This window comes from Streptosporangium sp. NPDC001559 (assembly GCF_042893955.1).
GTDB lineage: Bacteria > Actinomycetota > Actinomycetes > Streptosporangiales > Streptosporangiaceae > Streptosporangium.
Genome location: NZ_JBIAVG010000020.1, coordinates 162,554 through 179,502, shown reverse-complemented (window position 1 = coordinate 179,502; position 16,949 = coordinate 162,554). Strand labels below are relative to the sequence as shown.

The following is a 16,949-nucleotide window of genomic DNA, read 5'->3' as shown; positions in this document are numbered from 1 at the left end:
CCGAGGGGGCCGGCGGGGGCGCGGGCGGGTGCCTGTCCGGCCCCGGGGGCGGGGGGGGGGGCCCCCCCCCGGGGGGGGGGGCGCGGGGGGTGTGGGGGGGGGGGGGGGGGCCCCCCCCCCCCCCGGCCCCCCCCCCCCGCCGGGTGCTCGCTCTCCGGTTTCTTGGGGTGTTCCCGCTAGAAGGAGATGCTCCAGGAGTTGACCACTCCGGTGTCTCCCTGGAAGTAGTCGCCGACCATGAGCGACCAGGTGCCGTTGCCGAGCCTGGAGGGGTTGCTCACGGTGAAGGTGACCGGCCCGTCGTAGGGGGTGCAGGCCTCGTAGCCCTCGTACTTCAGCACCCGGGAGGACCCGTTCGGCTGGTACAGGGTGATGCGCACGTCCTGCGAGCAGGTGTGCTGGATGTCGGCCGTGACGGTGAACGTGCTTTCGGGTTCCCCGTCGAGGGCGACGTCGATGTCGGTGTAGTCCTGGTAGCCGTCGTTGATCTCGAAGGGTGTGTCGTTGGTGAAGGTGCGCCCGCCGCCGGTCCCGCCGACGGTGAGGGTGAAGACGGCCGAGCGGTTGGCGCTCGTCCCGTTGCCGTTGAGGCTGATGGAGTAGGTGCCCGCCGGGGTCGTGGACGAGGTGGTGATGCTGACCGAGGAGCTCTGCCCGCTGGTGATGGTCGCCGGGCTGAAGCTCACGTTCGCCCCGGAGGGCACGCCGCCGGCGTTGAGCGAGACCGACTGGGCGTTGCCCGAGGTGACCTGGGTGCTCAGCGTCGCCGAGGTCGAGTCACCGGCCTGGACCGTGGCCGAGGACGGGCTGACCGAGACCGAGAAGTCGTCGGTCGGGGGCGGGGTGTCGCCGCCGACGGCGCCCTTCCAGACCGCGTACGCCGCGGCGTCGGCCGCCCGGTCGAGGATGGTGTCGTTGATGTTGCTGGTGGTGTCGCAGGAGGAGTGGTAGCAGGAGTCGTACGCCCTGCCCGACGTACCTCCCCACTTGGTGGCCTGCGCCGAGGTCTTGATGTCGCTGGCGCCCGCGGCCACACCGGAGGTGGCGATGCCCGCGTTGCGGAAGGATGCGTCGTCGGAGCGGTTGGCGCCCTCGACGTTCTCCTCGGTCTGAACGCCGATCTTGGTGTAGAAGGCCTTGAGATCGGCCGCCGCGGCGGTGGCGATGTTGTTGATGAAGTAGCCGCCGTTGGGCGAGCCGACCATGTCGTAGTTGTAGTAGACCTTGATCTTGGAGCGCTCCGCCGAGCTGAGCGAGCCGACGTAGTACTTGGAGCCGAGCAGGCCCTGCTCCTCGTCGGTCCACCAGCCGAACCGCACGTGCTTGGTCATGGTGGGGTTCTTCGCGGCGAGGGTCAGCGCGACCTCGAGCAGGGTGGCGGAGCCTGAGCCGTTGTCGTTGATGCCGGGACCCGCGGAGACGCTGTCGAGGTGGGCGCCGGACATGACGACCTGGTTGGCGTCACCGCCCGGCCAGTCCGCGATCAGGTTGGGACCCGCGCCGCCGCTGCAGCCGGAGGTGCAGCTCTGCCGGCTGACGGTGTAGCCCGCGGCGCGGAGCTTGTTCTCCACGTAGCTGACCGACTGGGTGTAGCCGGCGCCGGTCGAACGGCGGTTGCCGCCGTTGCTGCTGGCGATGCTCTGGAACTGCTGCAGGTGCGCCTTGACGTTGGCGAGGCTGATGTCCGGTGCCTCACCGCCGCCGGGCGGGCCGCCGCTGACCGTGAGCGAGTACGTCGCGGTCCTGTCGACGTCGGTGCCGTCCGCGGTGACCGTGATCGACGAGGTGCCGTTCGGCGTGTTCGACGAGGTGGTGACGCTCAGCGTCGAGCTCTGGCCCGCGGTGATGGTCGGCGGGCTGAAGGAGGCGCTCGCCCCCGAAGGCAGACCGGAGGCCCGCAGCGTGATGGACTGGGCGCTGCCCGCCGTCACCGTGGTGCCGACGGTCGAGGTCGCCTGCTGGCCCGCCTGGACGCTGCCCGAGGTGGGGTTGAGGAAGACCGAGAAGTCGTTCGGGTTCTGGATGGTGCAGGTGCCCTCACCGGAACCGGCGGAGACGCTGACCGCGCTCCAGGCCGCCCTGACCGCGTTCCACTCGACGCAGCTGTTGGGGAAGAGCTGCTTGGCCGCGGCGACCGTGGCCGCGCGAGCCTTGGCGTGGGTCCACGGCGAGGTCTTGTTGTTGAGGCCGGCCATGAAGATCTGGCCGGCCTTCTGGATGCCGATGCCCGTCAGGTTCGACGATCCGGAGCAGACCGGGCTGGTCGGCTTGCCGCCGCCGGGGTTGGTGCCCTCGGCGAGCAGGTAGAACCAGTGGTTCTGCGGACCGGCCGCCGCGTGCACCTCGGTGTTCGGGATCGAGGAGCTGTAGCAGTCCGGGTCACCGTTGGTGCTCGGCTTGTACATGTAGCGGATCGGCCCCTGGCCGACCAGGTTGACCTCCTCGCCGACCTGGTAGTCCGCCGGGTCGTTGGGGTTGTTGGCGTAGCTTTCGAGCAGCGCGCCGAAGATGTCGCCGGTCGACTCGTTCAGGCCGCCGGCCTCGTTGCCGCTGCCGCCGTCCCCGGAGCCGGAGAACTGGAAGATGGCGTGGCCGAACTCGTGGCCGACGACGTCCATCGGGGTCGCCTGCTGGTTGTTCGACTGGTTGTGGCCGAAGTTGGTGTAGGACCCGTTCCAGTACGCGTTGACGTCGTTGAGACCGACACGGATCGGGTAGGCGCTGCCCCGGCCGTTGAAGCCGTTGCGGCCCAGCCAGTCCCTGAGCATGTTCCACTCGGTCTGCGCCGCGTAGAGGGCGTCGACGCAGGCGGTCTCCAGGTTGGTGCCGGAGCCGTTGCCCCAGGAGTCGGTGCTCTTGGTGTACGGCGTGCCACCCTGACCGCCGCAGGCCAGGCCGCTGCGGGTGGTGTCACGCATGGTGTAGGAACCGGACGACCCCGAGGTCTGGATGGTGACCGGGTTGCCGTTGTAGAAGCTGTTGCCGGTGCCCGCGCGGACCTCGTCGTAGGAGTCCAGCACCGAGCCGGTCAGCGCGTCGACGAAGACGTGCAGCACGCTGGGCGCCTTCTCGGTGGCGCCCCTGACCACGACCTCCCAGGCCAGCTTCGGCTGGGTGCCCGCCGCGTGGACCAGCAGGGTCGGGGCGTCGACGCTCTCCACCTTGACGAGCTTGGCGCGGGCGGTGGCCACCGCCGCCGAGGATCTGACCTTGGCGGTGACCCCGACCTTGATCTCCGCCCGCTGGCCGGAGGCGACCTGGCCGAGCTGGTCGCCCGCCCGGTCGGTGGTCACGATCACGTCGCCGCCGTAGACCGGCAGCCCTCGGTAGGTGCGGGCGTAGGTCAGGTACTGCAGGCCGTACGCGCCGTCGATGGTCTTGGCCAGGGTGAACTTGTCCTGTGCGCTCTTGCGCAGCGTCCCGGACTCCGCGGCCAGCGCCTTGCCCGCGTTCGCGATCGCACGCTCGCGGCTTCTGGCGTTGGGCGGGGTGAACGCCCTTTCGAGTTTCTGCGCCGCTCCCACGGGGGTGGGCTTCGCGTCCGCCGCGGGCTTGGCCGCGTAGGCGCCGGGCGCGTTCGCGAGCGTGGAAGCCGCCAGCGCCGCTGTCGCCAGTACGGCGACGGCACCTGTTCTGAGCTTGGATCTCACTCTGGATGACTCCTCTCACAAGTCCCCTGGGGGGAAAGGGACCAAGGAGCCGTGGCCGGCCAGGGCTGGACCAAAGGTGCCATTACTACGACATGTCAGGAACCCTCCAGCTGCCCATAGTCCGCCACTATGGGGTGATCAGGCGTTCATCTCTTGACAGGAGATCGACATGTATTCACTGGTCAGCGGACACCCATTACCCATCGGACGAGCGGCTGAAATCGTCCGTGTCACATCCCGGCCGATGGTCGCGCGACCAGGCCGTTCTTGAGCATCCGCAGGTCATGGCATATCCCGCGAACATCAGGGCCGACACCGAAGGCCTTCGGAACAACCGGAGTCAATATTCTTGTCAAGCCCGGGCACCGCTCGCGCGGGAGCGACCGGGCCGGTCAGAGCCCCGAGGCCGATGGGCGCACGAACCTCCGGGGGGTACGGCGAAGCGGCCAGGACGCGGAGAGGCGACGTCCCACACCATGGACACGCTGCGTTGACAACAGTATTAAATAGGAAACCTTCCTATGCAATGAATAACGGCGACGCGTTTCGGACATACCTTTTCCACCCGGGCCGAACACCGCAAAGACGGCCATCATTTCCCGAACCGGGTTTTCCTTGGCCGCCCGGGGCGGCTCCGGCGGAAAGGTTCACCGGGAGAAAAAGGGAAGAGGGCGGCACCGCACGGTCGCGGGGCCGCCCTCTCGAATCCGGCTAACGACAGGATTCGTATTCCAGCGCCGGAGCGTACATCCAGGCCAGGCGGCCACCGGCCAGGTAGACGGCACGTCTGCCATTGACCTGGTTGGGCTTCATCACGTAGGAACTCGGCCCGGTAACGGGGGAATCATCCGCCTTCGGATCCTGATAGACCAGCTCGGCACCCATGTAACTGACGTACACGCTCGACCCGCCATGACCTGTGTTGACCTTGTAGATGTTGACGGTGCAGGGGGCCGCCAGGGCGGGAGTGGCCGATACGGTGGTCAATCCGCTCCCGAGAAACGCCGCGACGGCGGCGGCCGTCGCGGCGTTTCGGAGCGATGAGCGATAGAGCTTCATTGATCCTCCGGAATCGTGTTTTTGAGCCGCCGATCATTGCGGCGTTTCCACGATGTCAGAACATGAGCAGCAACGGTTTAATCCCATGGTTTGCGGCCTCAAAAGCATCGGCCACATCCTTCTCGGTACGCTCATCCGGAAGACGAAAATCTTTCCTCTTGATATGATACGTCTTCACTTTTCCAATTTTTTCACTCGAACCAGATTTGCCACATGAAATCTCTCAAGACGACCGGCATGGGGCACTACGGAAAACGCAGGGGCTGTCCGTGGCGTTCGAGCCAGGCCGCGTAGACGGGGACCTTCAGCGCTTCGCTCCAGTACCTGCGGATCGCGCTGCTGATCAGGGAGACCACGTGCTCGGCCAGCGGACCGTGCCTGGTCCAGGCGATGATGTAGCGGAACAACATGGGGGTGCCCACCAGCGGGCGGACCACGATCCCCGGGTGCGGCTGGTAGATCGCCTGGAACATCCCCACACACCTGCCCGCCCTGATCAGGTCGTACGCCAGGGCGGGACTGACCGAGAAGTTCAGCCTGGGGGCGAAGCCGTGCTTCCTGCAGGCGTCCCAGAAGTGCTCCCTGTGGCCCACCTCCGCCTGCGGAGGCATCGCCCAGTCGTCGCCGGCCAGGTCGGCCAGGTCGATCTCCTCCTGCCGGGCCAGCGGATGGGACTCCGCGAGTCCGATGAAGATCGGTTCGATCACCGGGATCTCATACACCACCCCGGGCGGCGGCGTCAGCTCGTAGCCCGGATAGTCACCCAGGACGGCCAGTTCCAGCCTGCCCGTCTCCATGAAGGAGTGCAGGGTGTCCATGCACTCCTCGGTGCGGATGGTGAAGTCCACCCCGGGCACCAGGTCGTACATGCAGTTGCTGACGTATCCCGCCAGCGACATCGGCGCACAGCCGACCCGCACGAGAGGTTTTCCCGTACCCCGCTCGACGTAGTGGCGCGCATCCCGTTGCAGGGTGCCGAAGGCGTGCAACAGCGAACTCGACCGCTCCAGCATCCATCCGCCGAGCGCGGTCGGGCGGCTGCCCTCATGAGCCCGTTCGAACAGCTGACCGCCGAGCATGCGCTCTATGCGCTGCAGCTGACCGGCCAGCGCGGGCTGGGACAGTCCGAGGGAGGAGGCCGCCTTGGAGATACTGCCGTGCTCGGCGATCGCATGGATGACCCGAAGATGGCGCATTTCCATGTCCATGCGGCGATGATAGGGAGAAACCCTACCATTTTAAATCAAAATCCAATAGCGATTTCACAGGGTTCCAAGACTGTGCACATCTTTCCGGGTCAAACGAGAGAGCGCTCCCCGACCTGCCGCCGCCCCGCGCGCCCCGGCGCCCCCCATCGCGCGGTACGGCGGCACCGCCCCCTCGCTCCCGCCGGGCCGTACCGGGGCCCGCTCCGGGTGGCATCCCTCAGAGCCACAGGGCGGCACCCAAATGAAGTTCGCGTTCTCTCCATAAGCCTTATATGGCGAACTATCCGCTCTTTTCTGGTTTTTCCCTTTCGTACGGCCCCGCCAACGCGATCGGTCCCCAGGGGGACTTTCTTCCGCGAAAGGGAACTCTCCCTCCTCTCATGACCGTTTCTGTCGGAGACGTCGTTCACACTCGCGGCTTCGACCCCCTGACGACGGGAGCTGACACGATGGCGGACCGGCGACCGGCCGGAAGAAGACGACCCTCGGGCGCGGGAAAGCGCGGGAAGGGAGGCGAGACCGGTCTCCTGCTCTGGCTCTTCGGCGCCGCGCTGGTGTTCCTGCTGCTCAGGGCGGCCCTGCCCTTCCTGCAGCGGAACTGGCCGTGGTTCGTGGCCGCCGCCGTCGCCGCGCTCGTCCTGGCCACGGCCGTCGCCGTGGCGCGCGCCAGGGCGATGGCCGAGCGGGAGCGCAGGTGGTTCCGGGAGAACTCCGAGCTGGAGCGGGTCGACCGGCTGACGGGCACGGAGTTCGAGAGGCTGACCGCGGAACTGCTGCGCCGGGACGGTTTCCGTCATGTCAGACTGCTCGGCGGCGCGGGCGACCGGGGCGTCGACCTGACCGCGATCGGCCCCGGAGGCCGTCGCTTCGCCTTCCAGTGCAAGCGCTACACCGGCAGCGTCGGCGCCCCCCAGGTCCGCGACTTCCTCGGCGCGCTGGCCCACGCCTTCGCCGGGCACACCGGCGTCCTGGTCACCTCCGGCCGCCTCACCCGCCCCGCCCTGACCGAGGCGAGCCAAGGCGGGCTGATCCTCGTCGAGCGTGAGCGACTGGCCGCCTGGCTCGGCGGCGAGGCCCTCCTGCCCGGCCGTACGGCTCGCGGGGACTGAGCCCTTCCACCGGGCGCGACTCAGCCGCTGTGTGCCTTGGTATATGTCATATTTCTCACTTCGACCGGTGTAATGATCTATGTTAGTCAGGTCGAAAAGTAAGGAAATAATGGGATTTTGACGCGTTCATATCACGGCGAGACCACCCCGTTTCCTCGGTGCCGGGAAGGGCAACCATGATCGCGGTTTCAGTGGTCGACGACGACCGGATGCTGCTCGACGGACTGACCGCCTGGTTCTCCGGAGTCCCCGACATACGCCTGGCGGGCACCGCACGCACGGTCACGGAACTGCTCTCCAGAGGACACGCCCCCGCCGACGTGGTGATCCTCGACCTGCTCCTGGCCGACCGCTCCGACCCGATCGGCAACGTACGCAGGCTCGTGGCCACGGGAAGCCGGGTGCTCGTGGTGAGCGTGATCACCTCACCGAGCATGGGCTCCCAGGTCGTCAGGGCCGGGGCCGGTGGATACCTCACCAAGGACCACGACCTGAGCGTGCTGACCTCCGCCGTCCGCGAGGTCGCCACCCGGGGAAGCACGCACTCCCCCGAACTGGCGCTCTGCTGGCTGTCCGACCGCGCCGCCGACCGCCCCGTGCTCTCCCCCCAGGAACGGGCCGTACTGCTGGCCTACGCGTCGGGGATGACGCTGTCCGCGGCGGCCCGCAGCGCGGGAGTCCAGCCGGGAACCGCCAAGAACTACCTCGACCGGGTCAAGGAGAAGTACCGCAGAGCGGGCAGACCCGCCTACACCAAACTCGACCTCGCCACCCGGGTGAGGGAGGACGGCTGGCTGAGATAGCTGTGTCTGTGTCTCCTTGCTCCGCCTGCGGCGTCGCGGGCTTGGGCGCTCCGGGTCGGCGCTTTCCCTCGTCGCTGTGTCTCCTTGCTCCGCCTTCGGCGTCGCGGGCTTGGGCGCTCCGAGTCGGCGCTTTCCCTCGTCACTCCGTCGCTGCGCTCCTGCGTTCCTCAGTCCAAGCACCGACGCGCCCAAGCCGGACGCTCCTCACACTTGGCACCGGGAAAGCCCAAGCTCACCCCCTCACGCGCGGCACCGGGAAAGCGTGAGCCGACGCTCTTCGCTCCTGGCGTCGGAGAACAGGTGGGGGAACTCCCGGTAAGGCTCCTCACGAGCCAGGGGGATCCCTTGAGGGCCCGGCCGCGGTCGTGTCCCGCGGGTCAACCGTGCACGCCGCGGTCACCCTGACGCCCGGCCCCTCCGGGACCGGCCTCCGTCCCGGTTGACGTGACCGTCGAGGACCGACCCGTCCCGCTCCCGGCCGGGTCACCGGGCCAGACCAGCTCGACGCAGGTGCCCTCGCCTTCGGCGGACAGGACGGTGGCCTGACCGCCGACCTCCCGCATGCGACCGGCGACGGAGGAGGCGAGCCCGAACCCCGGGGTGGTGGAGGCCGGGTCGAAGCCTCTCCCCCGGTCCACGACGCGCACGGTCACCCGATGGCCCCGGCCGTCATCAGGAACGTTCCCGGGACCGTTCCCGTGCGCGTCCTCGCCGACGACCGTCAGCCAGGCCTCCTTCGTCGCGGAGTGCAGGGCCACGTTGTTGAGCGCCTCCTGCGAGGCGTCCGCGAGAGCGGAGACGACGGCCGCGGGCACCCGTTCGGGCAGGGCGGCCGCGGCGTAGCGGACCCGCAGCCCGAGCCCGGAGGCCCTGGTGATCACCTTGGCCAGGCCGTCCTCCAGGCGGGCGGCCGTTCCGGTGCCCTCGCGCCCGATGAGCAGCCTGACGTACTCCGCGTCGGCGGCGCAGCGCAGCCGTACCTGCTCCTCCCTGTGGTCGAGACCCCCACGGGCGATGGCCGTCAGGGTGGTGAGCACCGTGTCGTGCAGCCGCCGGTAGTGCGCCAGACGCTCGGCGGAACGCGCCTGGTCGGCGACGTGGCCCGTCTCGGCGGCCAGCCGCCGGTCGGCCAGGTCGTCCAGGCGGTTCGCCTGCGCCCTCAGGTAACGGTGGATGAAGCAGACGATGGCCGCGAACCACAGGTAGGAGTTCAGGCGCACCGCGATGTCGATCGGCAACGGGTACCTGCTGCCGAGGTCGCCCGCGTGCGCCACCAGGTAGGCCAGCGCGGGCGGCAGCAGCGCCCACGCCCACGCGAGGGACTCCGCGACCGCCCCGGTCAACGCCCCCGTGGCCATGAGGGCCGACGACGACCAGTTCGCCGGGGCGCGGAAGTCACCGAGGCAGTTGGCGCCGACCGCCAGCAGGAGCCCGCAGGTCACCGCGACGTCCGCGGCCACCGTCCAGCGGGCGAACCAGCCTCGGCGCCGGGTGGTCACGACCAGCGCGGCGTTCCAGGCGACCGCGACGGTCAGCAGGACCGCGTTCAGCGCGGCGCTCCGGTAGAGGCGGTCGGCGCTGAAGGCCCCCGCGACGGCGGGCACCAGGTAGCTCGCGCGCTGCAGGACCAGCAGCATCACGACGAACCGGTTGACCCGATCCCGTCCCGGCCGGGCCGCGAGGTACTCGGAGTCACGCCAGCCAAGGGAGCATGAGCGCCGCACCCGTTCTCTCCACTCTCCCCGGCGCCGTTCCGGGGTCCGCCGACAGTCGTCACACCCCCCGTCACACCCCCGTGTACTTCCCTGTCAGTCTTCACCGAAGACGCGGCCCGCGCCATGCGGAGGGCATGGCCACCTCAGGCCGCGCCGCCGGCGAAGCGGGCACTAGCGGACGGTGAAGGGAATCGTGACGGTGTGGGTGAGCGGGCCGCCGTGCCCCGTGACCCTGAGGGAGAAGGAACCGCGCGGGGACGAGGAGGCGGTACGGACGGTCAGCCTGCTGCCTCCTTCGCCGCGTACCGGGTTCGGCGACAGGCTCGCCGTACCCCCGGAGGGCAGGCCCGTGACCGTGAACGTCACCTCTCCGGTGAATCCCCCTGACGCTGTCACCGAGACGGTGGACGCGGCCGATCCGCCGCGTGCGGCCGACAGCGCGGCCGGGCTCGCGGTGAGGGCGAAGTCGCCCGCGCTGACCAGGAGCACGGCCCCGGCCGAGTGGGCCGATGAGCCGCCTTCCCCGGAGATCGTGAGGGGGTAACCGCCCGGCGCCGTACCGCCGAGGACGGAGACCGTCAGCCGTGAGCGCCCCGCCTCCATGACCTGGGCGGGTTCCCAGGAGGCCACGGCTCCCGCGGGGAGGCCGGAGACCGTGGGGGTCACCCGGCCGGTGAACCCGTTCATGGCGCCGACCGCGACAACGTACCCGGCCGTGCCGCCGCCGGTGTCCACGACGCGCGATCCGGGGGTCACGGCCAGGGTGAAGTCCGGTGTGGCCGCCAGCCACCGGTAGGCGGCCAGGACGTCGAGCCGCCCGTACCCGCTGTCGTCGTCCCGGCCCGGGTCGCCGAGGTCGTGCGCGCCGTGCAGCAGCGCCGCCCGCTGACGGTCGGCGTCCAGGCCGGGGTAGGCGCCGAGCAGCAGCGCGAGGGCTCCCGTGACGTGCGGCGCGGCCAGGGAGGTGCCGGAGGCGGTGACGTGCAGGCCGTACAGGTCGGTGGTCCTGATGTCGACGCCGGGCGCCGTCAACAGGGGCGCGCTCGTGCCCTGGCACGCCGACGGTCCCCGGCCGCTGAAGGGGGCGACGACGTCGGAGGCGTCGCTCGCGCCGACCGCGAACGCCCCGGGGTCGTCCGCCGGGGAACGGATCGAGCCCGCCGTGGGTCCCAGGTTTCCCGTGGCGAAGACCGGCACGATGCCCGCCGCCCGCAGCGCCGCGAGGTCGGGCCGGAACTCGGGGTCGCACCCGCCCGTCGCGCCCGTCCACGAGCCGTTCACCACGTCGGGCGCGTCGTCGGTCGCCGGGTCGCCATCCGGGTCGAGCAGCCACTGCATGGCCAGGTGGACGGCGCTCAGGGTGGCGAAGCCACGGTCGTCGAACATCTTCGCCGCGATCCACGTCGCGTCCGGCGCCATGCCGACGGAGGTGCCTCCCGCGTCTCCGCCGACCATGATCCCCATGGTCGCGGTGCCGTGGCCGTTGACGTCGACGGGGGTGCCAGGGTGTTCCCCGTTGGGGTCGTACCAGCTGTTCGTCCCTCCTCGGTACCCGGCCGCGAGGTCGGGGTGGGTGAGGTCGACCCCGGTGTCCAGGCTCGCCACGACCACGCCGCGGCCCCGGTGTCCGAGATCCCACATGGCGGGAGCGCCGACGAGCGTCAGGTTGGCCTCGGGCCGCTCCCGCGACTCCGTCAGGCGGGGTGCCTGGACGGTCCGGTCGGAGCGGATCCGGCGGATCCCGGGCAGCGCCGCCAGTTCGGGCAGCACCGAGGGGTCCGCCGTCACGGCGACCGCGTCGACGATCCACAGCGGCCGTACGGCGGAGACCAGCCCCCGGGAGCGCAGGGCCGCCAGGCGTTTCAGGAGGCCGCGCTGCCCCCTCTCCGCCCTGGCGCGTAGTTCCCGCTCCAGAGCCACCCGCCGGGTCTCGCCGTACCCCCGGACCGCTCCAGGGTCCACCTGGTCGTCGAGCACCACGATGACCCGGGCCGCGGGTGCCTGAGGTACGGCCCGCGCGTGCCCGGACCACGCGGCGGCCGTAACCGCGAGCCCGGCGGCCACGGCCGCCCACCTCATCCGAGCCTCCAGGCGACGGGGATCTCCTGTACCTCTCCGCCCCGTGTGACGACCACCGTCAGCCGTGTCGAGGCCGCCCCCAGCTCTCCGGTTCCCACGTAGCGGCCGGACTCCAGCCTGCGCAGCGGGGTGAGCCCGGCGGGTGACCTGAGCGAGACCCCGTCGACGGGCGCGGGCGGGGGACGGCGCGAGCTGGCCGCCGTGACGGTGAACCCGTTGGTCCCCGCCCGGTTCGGGGTGACCGAGATCGCGACGACCAGGTCGCCGGAGACCACGCCCCGGGTCGTCGTCACGGACGCCGCCGGGGCGGCGGGCCCTGAGACAGCGGGCGCCCCGGCCTGCCGGGTGAACAGGGCGGCCCCCAGCAGGAGTACGGCCGCCGCGCAGGCGGCCGTGGCGGCGGCCGGGTCGGGACGGCCGCCCGTGACGAGCCCGGACGGGTACCGGACTCCCGCCACGAGGACACGGCGCAGCAGCGCCGCGACCGCGACCACCCCGGCCAACAGGCACAGGCGTGCCCAGCCCCGGGCCGCGACCCGGCCGTTCTGTCCGGGGACGGCCGGGTCGCGCGCGAAGTCCGCAGGAAGGGCGGCCGGGGCCCGCGCCCACCCGGCGGGGGCGGGACCGACGGCGAAGACCACCATGCCGTCGGCCTTGTGGCCGTCCCCGGCGGTGAGCACCTGCCAGGCAATGCCGTAGATGCCCCAGGGCAGTCCGGGAAGCCGCAGAACGAGCCGGGTCCCGTCGACGGAGCAGGTGACGTCCTCCAGGACGCGCCCCGAGCCGTCCACGAGCCGGGCGTAACTGAGCCTCTCCGCGACGACCTCGTCGAACGTCAGCGTCGCGGTGCGCGGGGCCCGTGCCAGCACGGTTCCACCCGCCGGGTCCGAGCCGACGAGGACGCCGTGCGCCGAGGCGGGGGCCGCGAGCCAGACGACGACCGGCAACGCCAAGCACAGGCAGAGCGCCAGGCGGGCCGGACCCCTCTCACGAGACGGTGACATGCCGCACCTGCGCGTCTCCCAGCAGGACGGTGACCTTGCTTCCCGGCCGTACCCAGTTGCCGGAGTTCTCGAAGACCAGGTAATAGGTGACTGCGGGTTTCAGCTCTCCGGTGTGCGCGTGGCCCATGTAGAGCTGTTCGACCACCAGCCCGGTGGCCTCGTCCACGACGAGCGGCGGGGTGTCCGCGTGGTGCACCGCCTGGGCCCTGCCGGGGTCGACGACCTGGAACCGCACGTCGAGCAGCCCTCCCGCCCCGCTGGCCGAGACCCGTACGAGCCGGATGCCCGCCCGGTCGGCGAGCCGGTCCGCCGGGACGACCGGCCGGTCGAAGGCGGGCCCGCCGGGCGGGGGACGGGTGTCCGGCCCCCGCGGGCTCTCCGACGCGGGGGCCGAGACGGCCTGGACGGGCGCGGCGGACGTGACGGGTGCGAGGGGCGTCGACAGCCGCCACACCAGGGCCGCCGCCGTACCGCCGAGACCGACCGTCGCCGCCAGGACGAGCGCCACCCGCGTTCTCGGGCTCACGACACCTCGATGAAGGTCATCATCCCGCCGGGCGAGACGGCTCCGTTGGTCAGGTGGAGCTGACGGTTGTAGAGCGCGAGCCTGGTTCCCGAGGAGGGCACGGTGACGACGGCGTCCTCCGTGCCACCCGCGGGGACCGTCTCGGTGGTGGCCTCGAACGGGTTGCCCAGCGGGTGCGCGTCCCGGGCTATCACCCGTTCGTAGGCGCCGAGGAGACGCATCGAGGTGTTGTCGAAACCCGCATTGAGGTAGCGCAGCAGCACCCTGGTGCCCGGCGGCCCCCCGTCGACGGGGGTGGTCTCGGGGTAGGCCCTGCCGTTGACCAGCCAGTACTTCGGCGCGTACCGGTGCGGGTCGGTGGTCGTCGGCGCGGCGTTGAACGCCGGGTCGATCGCCGAGAGCACCAGGATCGCCTCCCTGTCGTAGGCGGTCGCGGCGGAGGCGTAGGCCCGGCCCTCCGTCGCGGGCCGTACGACCAGCGCGCCGTAAAGGCCCATCGGCAGTTGCCGTTCCGTTCCCTGGTAGAGGTAGGTGCCGGGGGCGGCGGCGGTGAAGGTCGCGGTCGTGCTCTCCCCCGCCGCCGCGGTGACGCCGCCGCCCTGGTCGAGGGTCAGCCCGGGCACCTCAAGTGAGACAGGGATCGTCAGGCCGTTGTGCACGACGAGGGAGACCTCCTCCCCCTCCTTGACCGAGAGCACGGGGCCCGGCAGGGAGGGGGTCGCGCCCGTGCAGGAGCCACCGGGCCCGGCCTGGGAGAAGCCCCAGACGGCGGTGGAGACCTGGTCGGGCAGCCGCAGCTCACCCGCCGAGGCGCACAGTTCGATCGTGACGCCCGCCGCCGCCGCGGGTGAGCCGGGCAGGACGAGACAGGCCGCGATCAGGACGAGCACGAGAGTTCTGCGCATCTGGTCCCTCATGGTGCGTCGTAGGTGAGTTTGAGCAGGTTCCCTCGGGTGAGGAAACCGGTCGTGGTGCCGGTGGTCAGCACCCGGATCCGCACCTTCCCCTGGTTCGCGCCGGTGCCGAGGAAGTCCGGCTGGGGTGCGGGAAGGACCCGGGTGATCATGGTGTCGGAGGTTCCGACGCCGGTCTCCGCCCCGAGCCTGACCCAGGTTCCCGTCGACCACCTCCAGGCCCACAGGGTGGTCGGCAGCGTGCCGGCCGGATTGTGCCCGGTGTAGGTGACGGTCAGGGCGCTCGCCCCGGCCGGGACTCCGGCGAAGCCTCCGTACCAGTCGGCGGCCGGGGTCTCGGTGGTCGTTGAGGTGACCTGGTAGTAGGAGGAGTCCGCGCTCGCCAGCGCGGCGGCGGAGCCCGACTCCGGGGTCCCGGCGAGGATCACGGAGCTTCCCGCCACCGCGGCGCACCCGCCGGGGGGATCGACCCGTAGCAGGGTCGCCATGCCGCCGAAGCCCGCGTCGAAGTTGGTGAACTCGTTCAGGGCATGGCTGTGCCAGGGGAAGTACCACTCGCCGCAGACGTTCTGCGAGGTCGTGCCTACGGGGAGCGTCCCCTTGGCCCCCAGGTAGGCGCTGCCGCTTGACCAGGTGTCACCGTTCTTGAAGGTCAGGTTGCGGTAGTCCGGCGACGCTACGGAGGCGGGCAGCGGGTTGCCCTGCGGGTCCCAGGAGTCCTGGTCCTTCCAGGTGAACAGGAAGTCCTGGGTCTGCCCGGAGGCGACGGTGTCGCCGAAGTGTTCGCCTCCGGCGTCGCCGCCCTCCGGCGTCCGCAGTCGCCTGCCGTCCTGGGCGATCTGCCGCACGTGGTTGCCGTGTGGATGGAAGGGGTGGTTGAGCGCGCCGACGTTGACCATCCTGATCAGCGCGGGCAGCGGGTTGGTCGTCGCGTCGTACGGTTTCACCCGGACCAGAGCGCCGTACGGCTGGGCGGGCAGCCAGGGGACCCCGTTGTTCTGGAGCGTGTCGGGGAACTGCCTGCCGTTGATCGCGAAGTAGCGGTTGCGCAGGGTGGTGAAGTCGTAGACGCCGCCCGTCTCGACCGCGTGGTGCAGGTCGGGGTCGATGTCGCTGAGCAGCATCAGGTACTCCCGGCTCGGGTCGAACCTGCTGGCCGCGTCGTAGGCCTGGTCGGGACGGTCCCGGGGGCGCACGACGAGCGCGCCGTACAGGCCCATCTCAACCTGTTTCGAGGGGTCGCTGCCGCTCTCGTAGAGGTAGGTGCCGGGTTCGTCCGCCGTGAAGGTGTAGGTCGCCTCGCCTTTCGGGGGGGCCTGCGCGGCCAGCGGTCCCGGGGAGCCGGTCTCCTCGACCCCGGACTGGCCGGGGAGGACGATGGAGACCGGTTCGGCGAGGTCGTTGTGGAGGCGGACGGTGACCCTGTCGCCCTGTTCGACGCACAGGGTCGGGCCGGGGCTCTGGAAGCCTCCCCCCGTCGGGGCGTAGCTCCACATGAGGACGCTGTTGCCGTCGGGGGTCTCGGCGTATCCGCTGGTGGCCGTCAGGTCGAACGAGGGCCCGGTGGCGCACACGAGCCCCTGCTTCGGCGCCGCCTCCGCCTGGGCCCGCGCTTCGGGCCGGACGGCCTGCGTCGCCAGCACCGCGACCAGGACGCACAACGACGCGATCACCTTACGCATACGTCTCCCCCACCACGGTCTGGGCCGGCAGCGGCGTCTGGTAGACCCGGACCTCTGTCGCCATGCCGCCGAGGCCGGGGACTCCGCGGTTCGACAGCCTCCTGAAGTCCCGGTTCTTGAGCAGATAGGTGTTGTGCGGCCCCCGGGCGTCGGTGGACACTCGGGCCCCGGGGTTGAAGCGCGGGGCGGTGAACAGCACGTCCCTGGCCTCCCCCGGTCCGATGTAGAGGGTTGAGGTGATGTAGGAGGTGTCGGCGCCCGACGGGGAGCGCAGCAGGGTCGCGTCCTCGCCGACCACCTTCATGGGGATACCGGGCAGTTGCATGGCGTGCTGTTCGTAGCCCAGGTTGGCCAGCCGCAGCAGGACCCGGTCCCCCGGGTTGACCTGGACGAGGGCGGAGACCGGCTGTTCCGGCAGGGACGGGTGCCCGTTGGGCAGGATCGTCTGGGGGTAGACCCGGCCGTTCAGCGTGAAGTACTGCGGGTCGTAGTCGGTGAAGATGAACTCCTGGATCTGCTCGTCCGCGTCGTGTTCGCGTTCCTCGATCTCGTTGAGCAGGATCGCGAAATGCCGGTCGTAGGCGGTCGAGCCGTCCTCGTCGTTGTAGGCGTAGGAGGTGCTCCTGTGCAGCGGGTCCAGGGTCGGGGAGCCGTCCTGGGCGGGCCGGACGAACACGATGCCCGTCATGCCCATCTGGACGTGCTCGACGTCCTCGAAGTGGCAGTGGTACATGTACGTGCCCGGGTCGTGCGGCCGGTAGAAGTAGGTGAACCGCCGCTCGATCGGCACCGAGACCGACACCTCGGGCACCCCGTCGAACACGGTCGCCGGGGTGCGGAAGCCGTGCCAGTGGATGGTGTGGGAGTCGACGAGGTCGGGTCTGCCGACCAGGCCGAGGTTGGTCAGGGTGATGTGGACGTCCTGGTCCTGCCCGAGGCCGAGGACGGGCGCGACGTGCTGTGCCTTGCCCTTGTAGGCCGCGGTCAGCTCGGCGACGGACTTCTCCGGCGGCACCGCGAGGAATCCGAAGACGTAGACCGGTGCCCTGCCGGGGATCGTGATGTAGCCGTCGGTGCCCGCCAGGGAGATCCTGGCCGCGGCGCCGGGTACGGCGTGCGCCGTGCCCTCCAGGGTCTGCCCGCCGACGGCCAGTCCGGCGACCAGGGCTCCGGCCTTGAGGAGGTCTCTGCGTCTCATGG

12 protein-coding genes are annotated in these 16,949 nt (G+C 70.5%); 2 read left to right on the top strand and 10 right to left on the bottom strand.

Translation table 11 applies throughout. The features are described 5' to 3' along the window. Positions 1-176: 176 nt before the first annotated feature. The 3 genes from ACFYY8_RS35700 to ACFYY8_RS35690 form a co-directional block, all read right to left on the bottom strand. Positions 177-3,650 carry a M28 family peptidase gene (locus tag ACFYY8_RS35700; protein WP_390048815.1) on the bottom strand — a complete coding sequence of 1,158 codons (3,474 nt, stop codon included), beginning with the start codon at positions 3,648-3,650 and terminating at the stop codon, positions 177-179. A 711-nt stretch (positions 3,651-4,361) separates the two neighbouring features. Then, positions 4,362-4,709 carry a hypothetical protein gene (locus tag ACFYY8_RS35695; RefSeq protein ID WP_390048813.1) on the bottom strand — a complete coding sequence of 116 codons (348 nt, stop codon included), beginning with the start codon at positions 4,707-4,709 and terminating at the stop codon, positions 4,362-4,364. A gap of 245 nt (positions 4,710-4,954) precedes the next feature. After that, the gene (locus tag ACFYY8_RS35690) at positions 4,955-5,917 is read right to left on the bottom strand and encodes a LysR family transcriptional regulator (RefSeq protein WP_352012624.1); all 963 of its coding nucleotides are present in this window, start codon (positions 5,915-5,917) and stop codon (positions 4,955-4,957) included. Positions 5,918-6,366: 449 nt separating this feature from the next. Between ACFYY8_RS35690 and ACFYY8_RS35685 the strand changes: the two genes are divergently transcribed. Then, complete coding sequence (locus ACFYY8_RS35685) at positions 6,367-7,026, top strand: restriction endonuclease (RefSeq protein WP_390048811.1); 660 nt, start codon at positions 6,367-6,369, stop codon at positions 7,024-7,026. A 176-nt stretch (positions 7,027-7,202) separates the two neighbouring features. Next, positions 7,203-7,829 (top strand): response regulator, encoded by a 627-nt coding sequence (locus tag ACFYY8_RS35680; RefSeq protein ID WP_390048809.1) that lies wholly within the window; start codon positions 7,203-7,205, stop codon positions 7,827-7,829. 377 nt (positions 7,830-8,206) lie between these two features. Here ACFYY8_RS35680 and ACFYY8_RS35675 read toward each other — a convergent pair whose 3' ends face one another. The 7 genes from ACFYY8_RS35675 to ACFYY8_RS35645 all read right to left on the bottom strand — a co-directional run bounded on the left by ACFYY8_RS35675 (position 8,207) and on the right by ACFYY8_RS35645 (position 16,947). Then, positions 8,207-9,553 carry a sensor histidine kinase gene (locus tag ACFYY8_RS35675; protein WP_390048807.1) on the bottom strand — a complete coding sequence of 449 codons (1,347 nt, stop codon included), beginning with the start codon at positions 9,551-9,553 and terminating at the stop codon, positions 8,207-8,209. A 162-nt stretch (positions 9,554-9,715) separates the two neighbouring features. Next, positions 9,716-11,623 (bottom strand): S8 family serine peptidase, encoded by a 1,908-nt coding sequence (locus ACFYY8_RS35670; RefSeq protein ID WP_390048805.1) that lies wholly within the window; start codon positions 11,621-11,623, stop codon positions 9,716-9,718. Then, on the bottom strand, positions 11,620-12,627 hold the full coding sequence (locus ACFYY8_RS35665; protein WP_390048803.1) for a copper resistance protein CopC: 1,008 nt from the start codon (positions 12,625-12,627) through the stop codon (positions 11,620-11,622). Before ACFYY8_RS35665 ends, ACFYY8_RS35670 begins: the two co-directional genes overlap by 4 nt. Then, positions 12,611-13,153: a hypothetical protein gene (locus ACFYY8_RS35660; protein WP_390048801.1), complete on the bottom strand. Its 543-nt coding sequence runs from the start codon at positions 13,151-13,153 to the stop codon at positions 12,611-12,613. Before ACFYY8_RS35660 ends, ACFYY8_RS35665 begins: the two co-directional genes overlap by 17 nt. Then, positions 13,150-14,058 carry a multicopper oxidase domain-containing protein gene (locus ACFYY8_RS35655; protein ID WP_390048799.1) on the bottom strand — a complete coding sequence of 303 codons (909 nt, stop codon included), beginning with the start codon at positions 14,056-14,058 and terminating at the stop codon, positions 13,150-13,152. Before ACFYY8_RS35655 ends, ACFYY8_RS35660 begins: the two co-directional genes overlap by 4 nt. A gap of 8 nt (positions 14,059-14,066) precedes the next feature. Further along, positions 14,067-15,749, bottom strand: a complete 1,683-nt coding sequence (locus ACFYY8_RS35650) for a multicopper oxidase domain-containing protein (protein WP_390048797.1) — start codon at positions 15,747-15,749, stop codon at positions 14,067-14,069. Continuing rightward, the gene (locus ACFYY8_RS35645; RefSeq protein WP_390048796.1) at positions 15,742-16,947 is read right to left on the bottom strand and encodes a multicopper oxidase domain-containing protein; all 1,206 of its coding nucleotides are present in this window, start codon (positions 16,945-16,947) and stop codon (positions 15,742-15,744) included. Before ACFYY8_RS35645 ends, ACFYY8_RS35650 begins: the two co-directional genes overlap by 8 nt. Between the last annotated feature and the right edge of the window lie 2 nt (positions 16,948-16,949).

Excerpts from the sequence above, each read along its gene's own strand:
- ACFYY8_RS35695 (WP_390048813.1), bottom strand. The coding sequence starts at position 4,709 with ATGAAGCTCTATCGCTCATCGCTCCGAAACGCCGCGACGGCCGCCGCC.
- ACFYY8_RS35690 (WP_352012624.1), bottom strand. The coding sequence starts at position 5,917 with ATGGACATGGAAATGCGCCATCTTCGGGTCATCCATGCGATCGCCGAG.
- ACFYY8_RS35685 (WP_390048811.1), top strand. The coding sequence starts at position 6,367 with ATGGCGGACCGGCGACCGGCCGGAAGAAGACGACCCTCGGGCGCGGGA.
- ACFYY8_RS35680 (WP_390048809.1), top strand. The coding sequence starts at position 7,203 with ATGATCGCGGTTTCAGTGGTCGACGACGACCGGATGCTGCTCGACGGA.
- ACFYY8_RS35670 (WP_390048805.1), bottom strand. The coding sequence starts at position 11,623 with ATGAGGTGGGCGGCCGTGGCCGCCGGGCTCGCGGTTACGGCCGCCGCG.
- ACFYY8_RS35665 (WP_390048803.1), bottom strand. The coding sequence starts at position 12,627 with ATGTCACCGTCTCGTGAGAGGGGTCCGGCCCGCCTGGCGCTCTGCCTG.
- ACFYY8_RS35655 (WP_390048799.1), bottom strand. The coding sequence starts at position 14,058 with ATGCGCAGAACTCTCGTGCTCGTCCTGATCGCGGCCTGTCTCGTCCTG.
- ACFYY8_RS35650 (WP_390048797.1), bottom strand. The coding sequence starts at position 15,749 with ATGCGTAAGGTGATCGCGTCGTTGTGCGTCCTGGTCGCGGTGCTGGCG.
- ACFYY8_RS35645 (WP_390048796.1), bottom strand. The coding sequence starts at position 16,947 with ATGAGACGCAGAGACCTCCTCAAGGCCGGAGCCCTGGTCGCCGGACTG.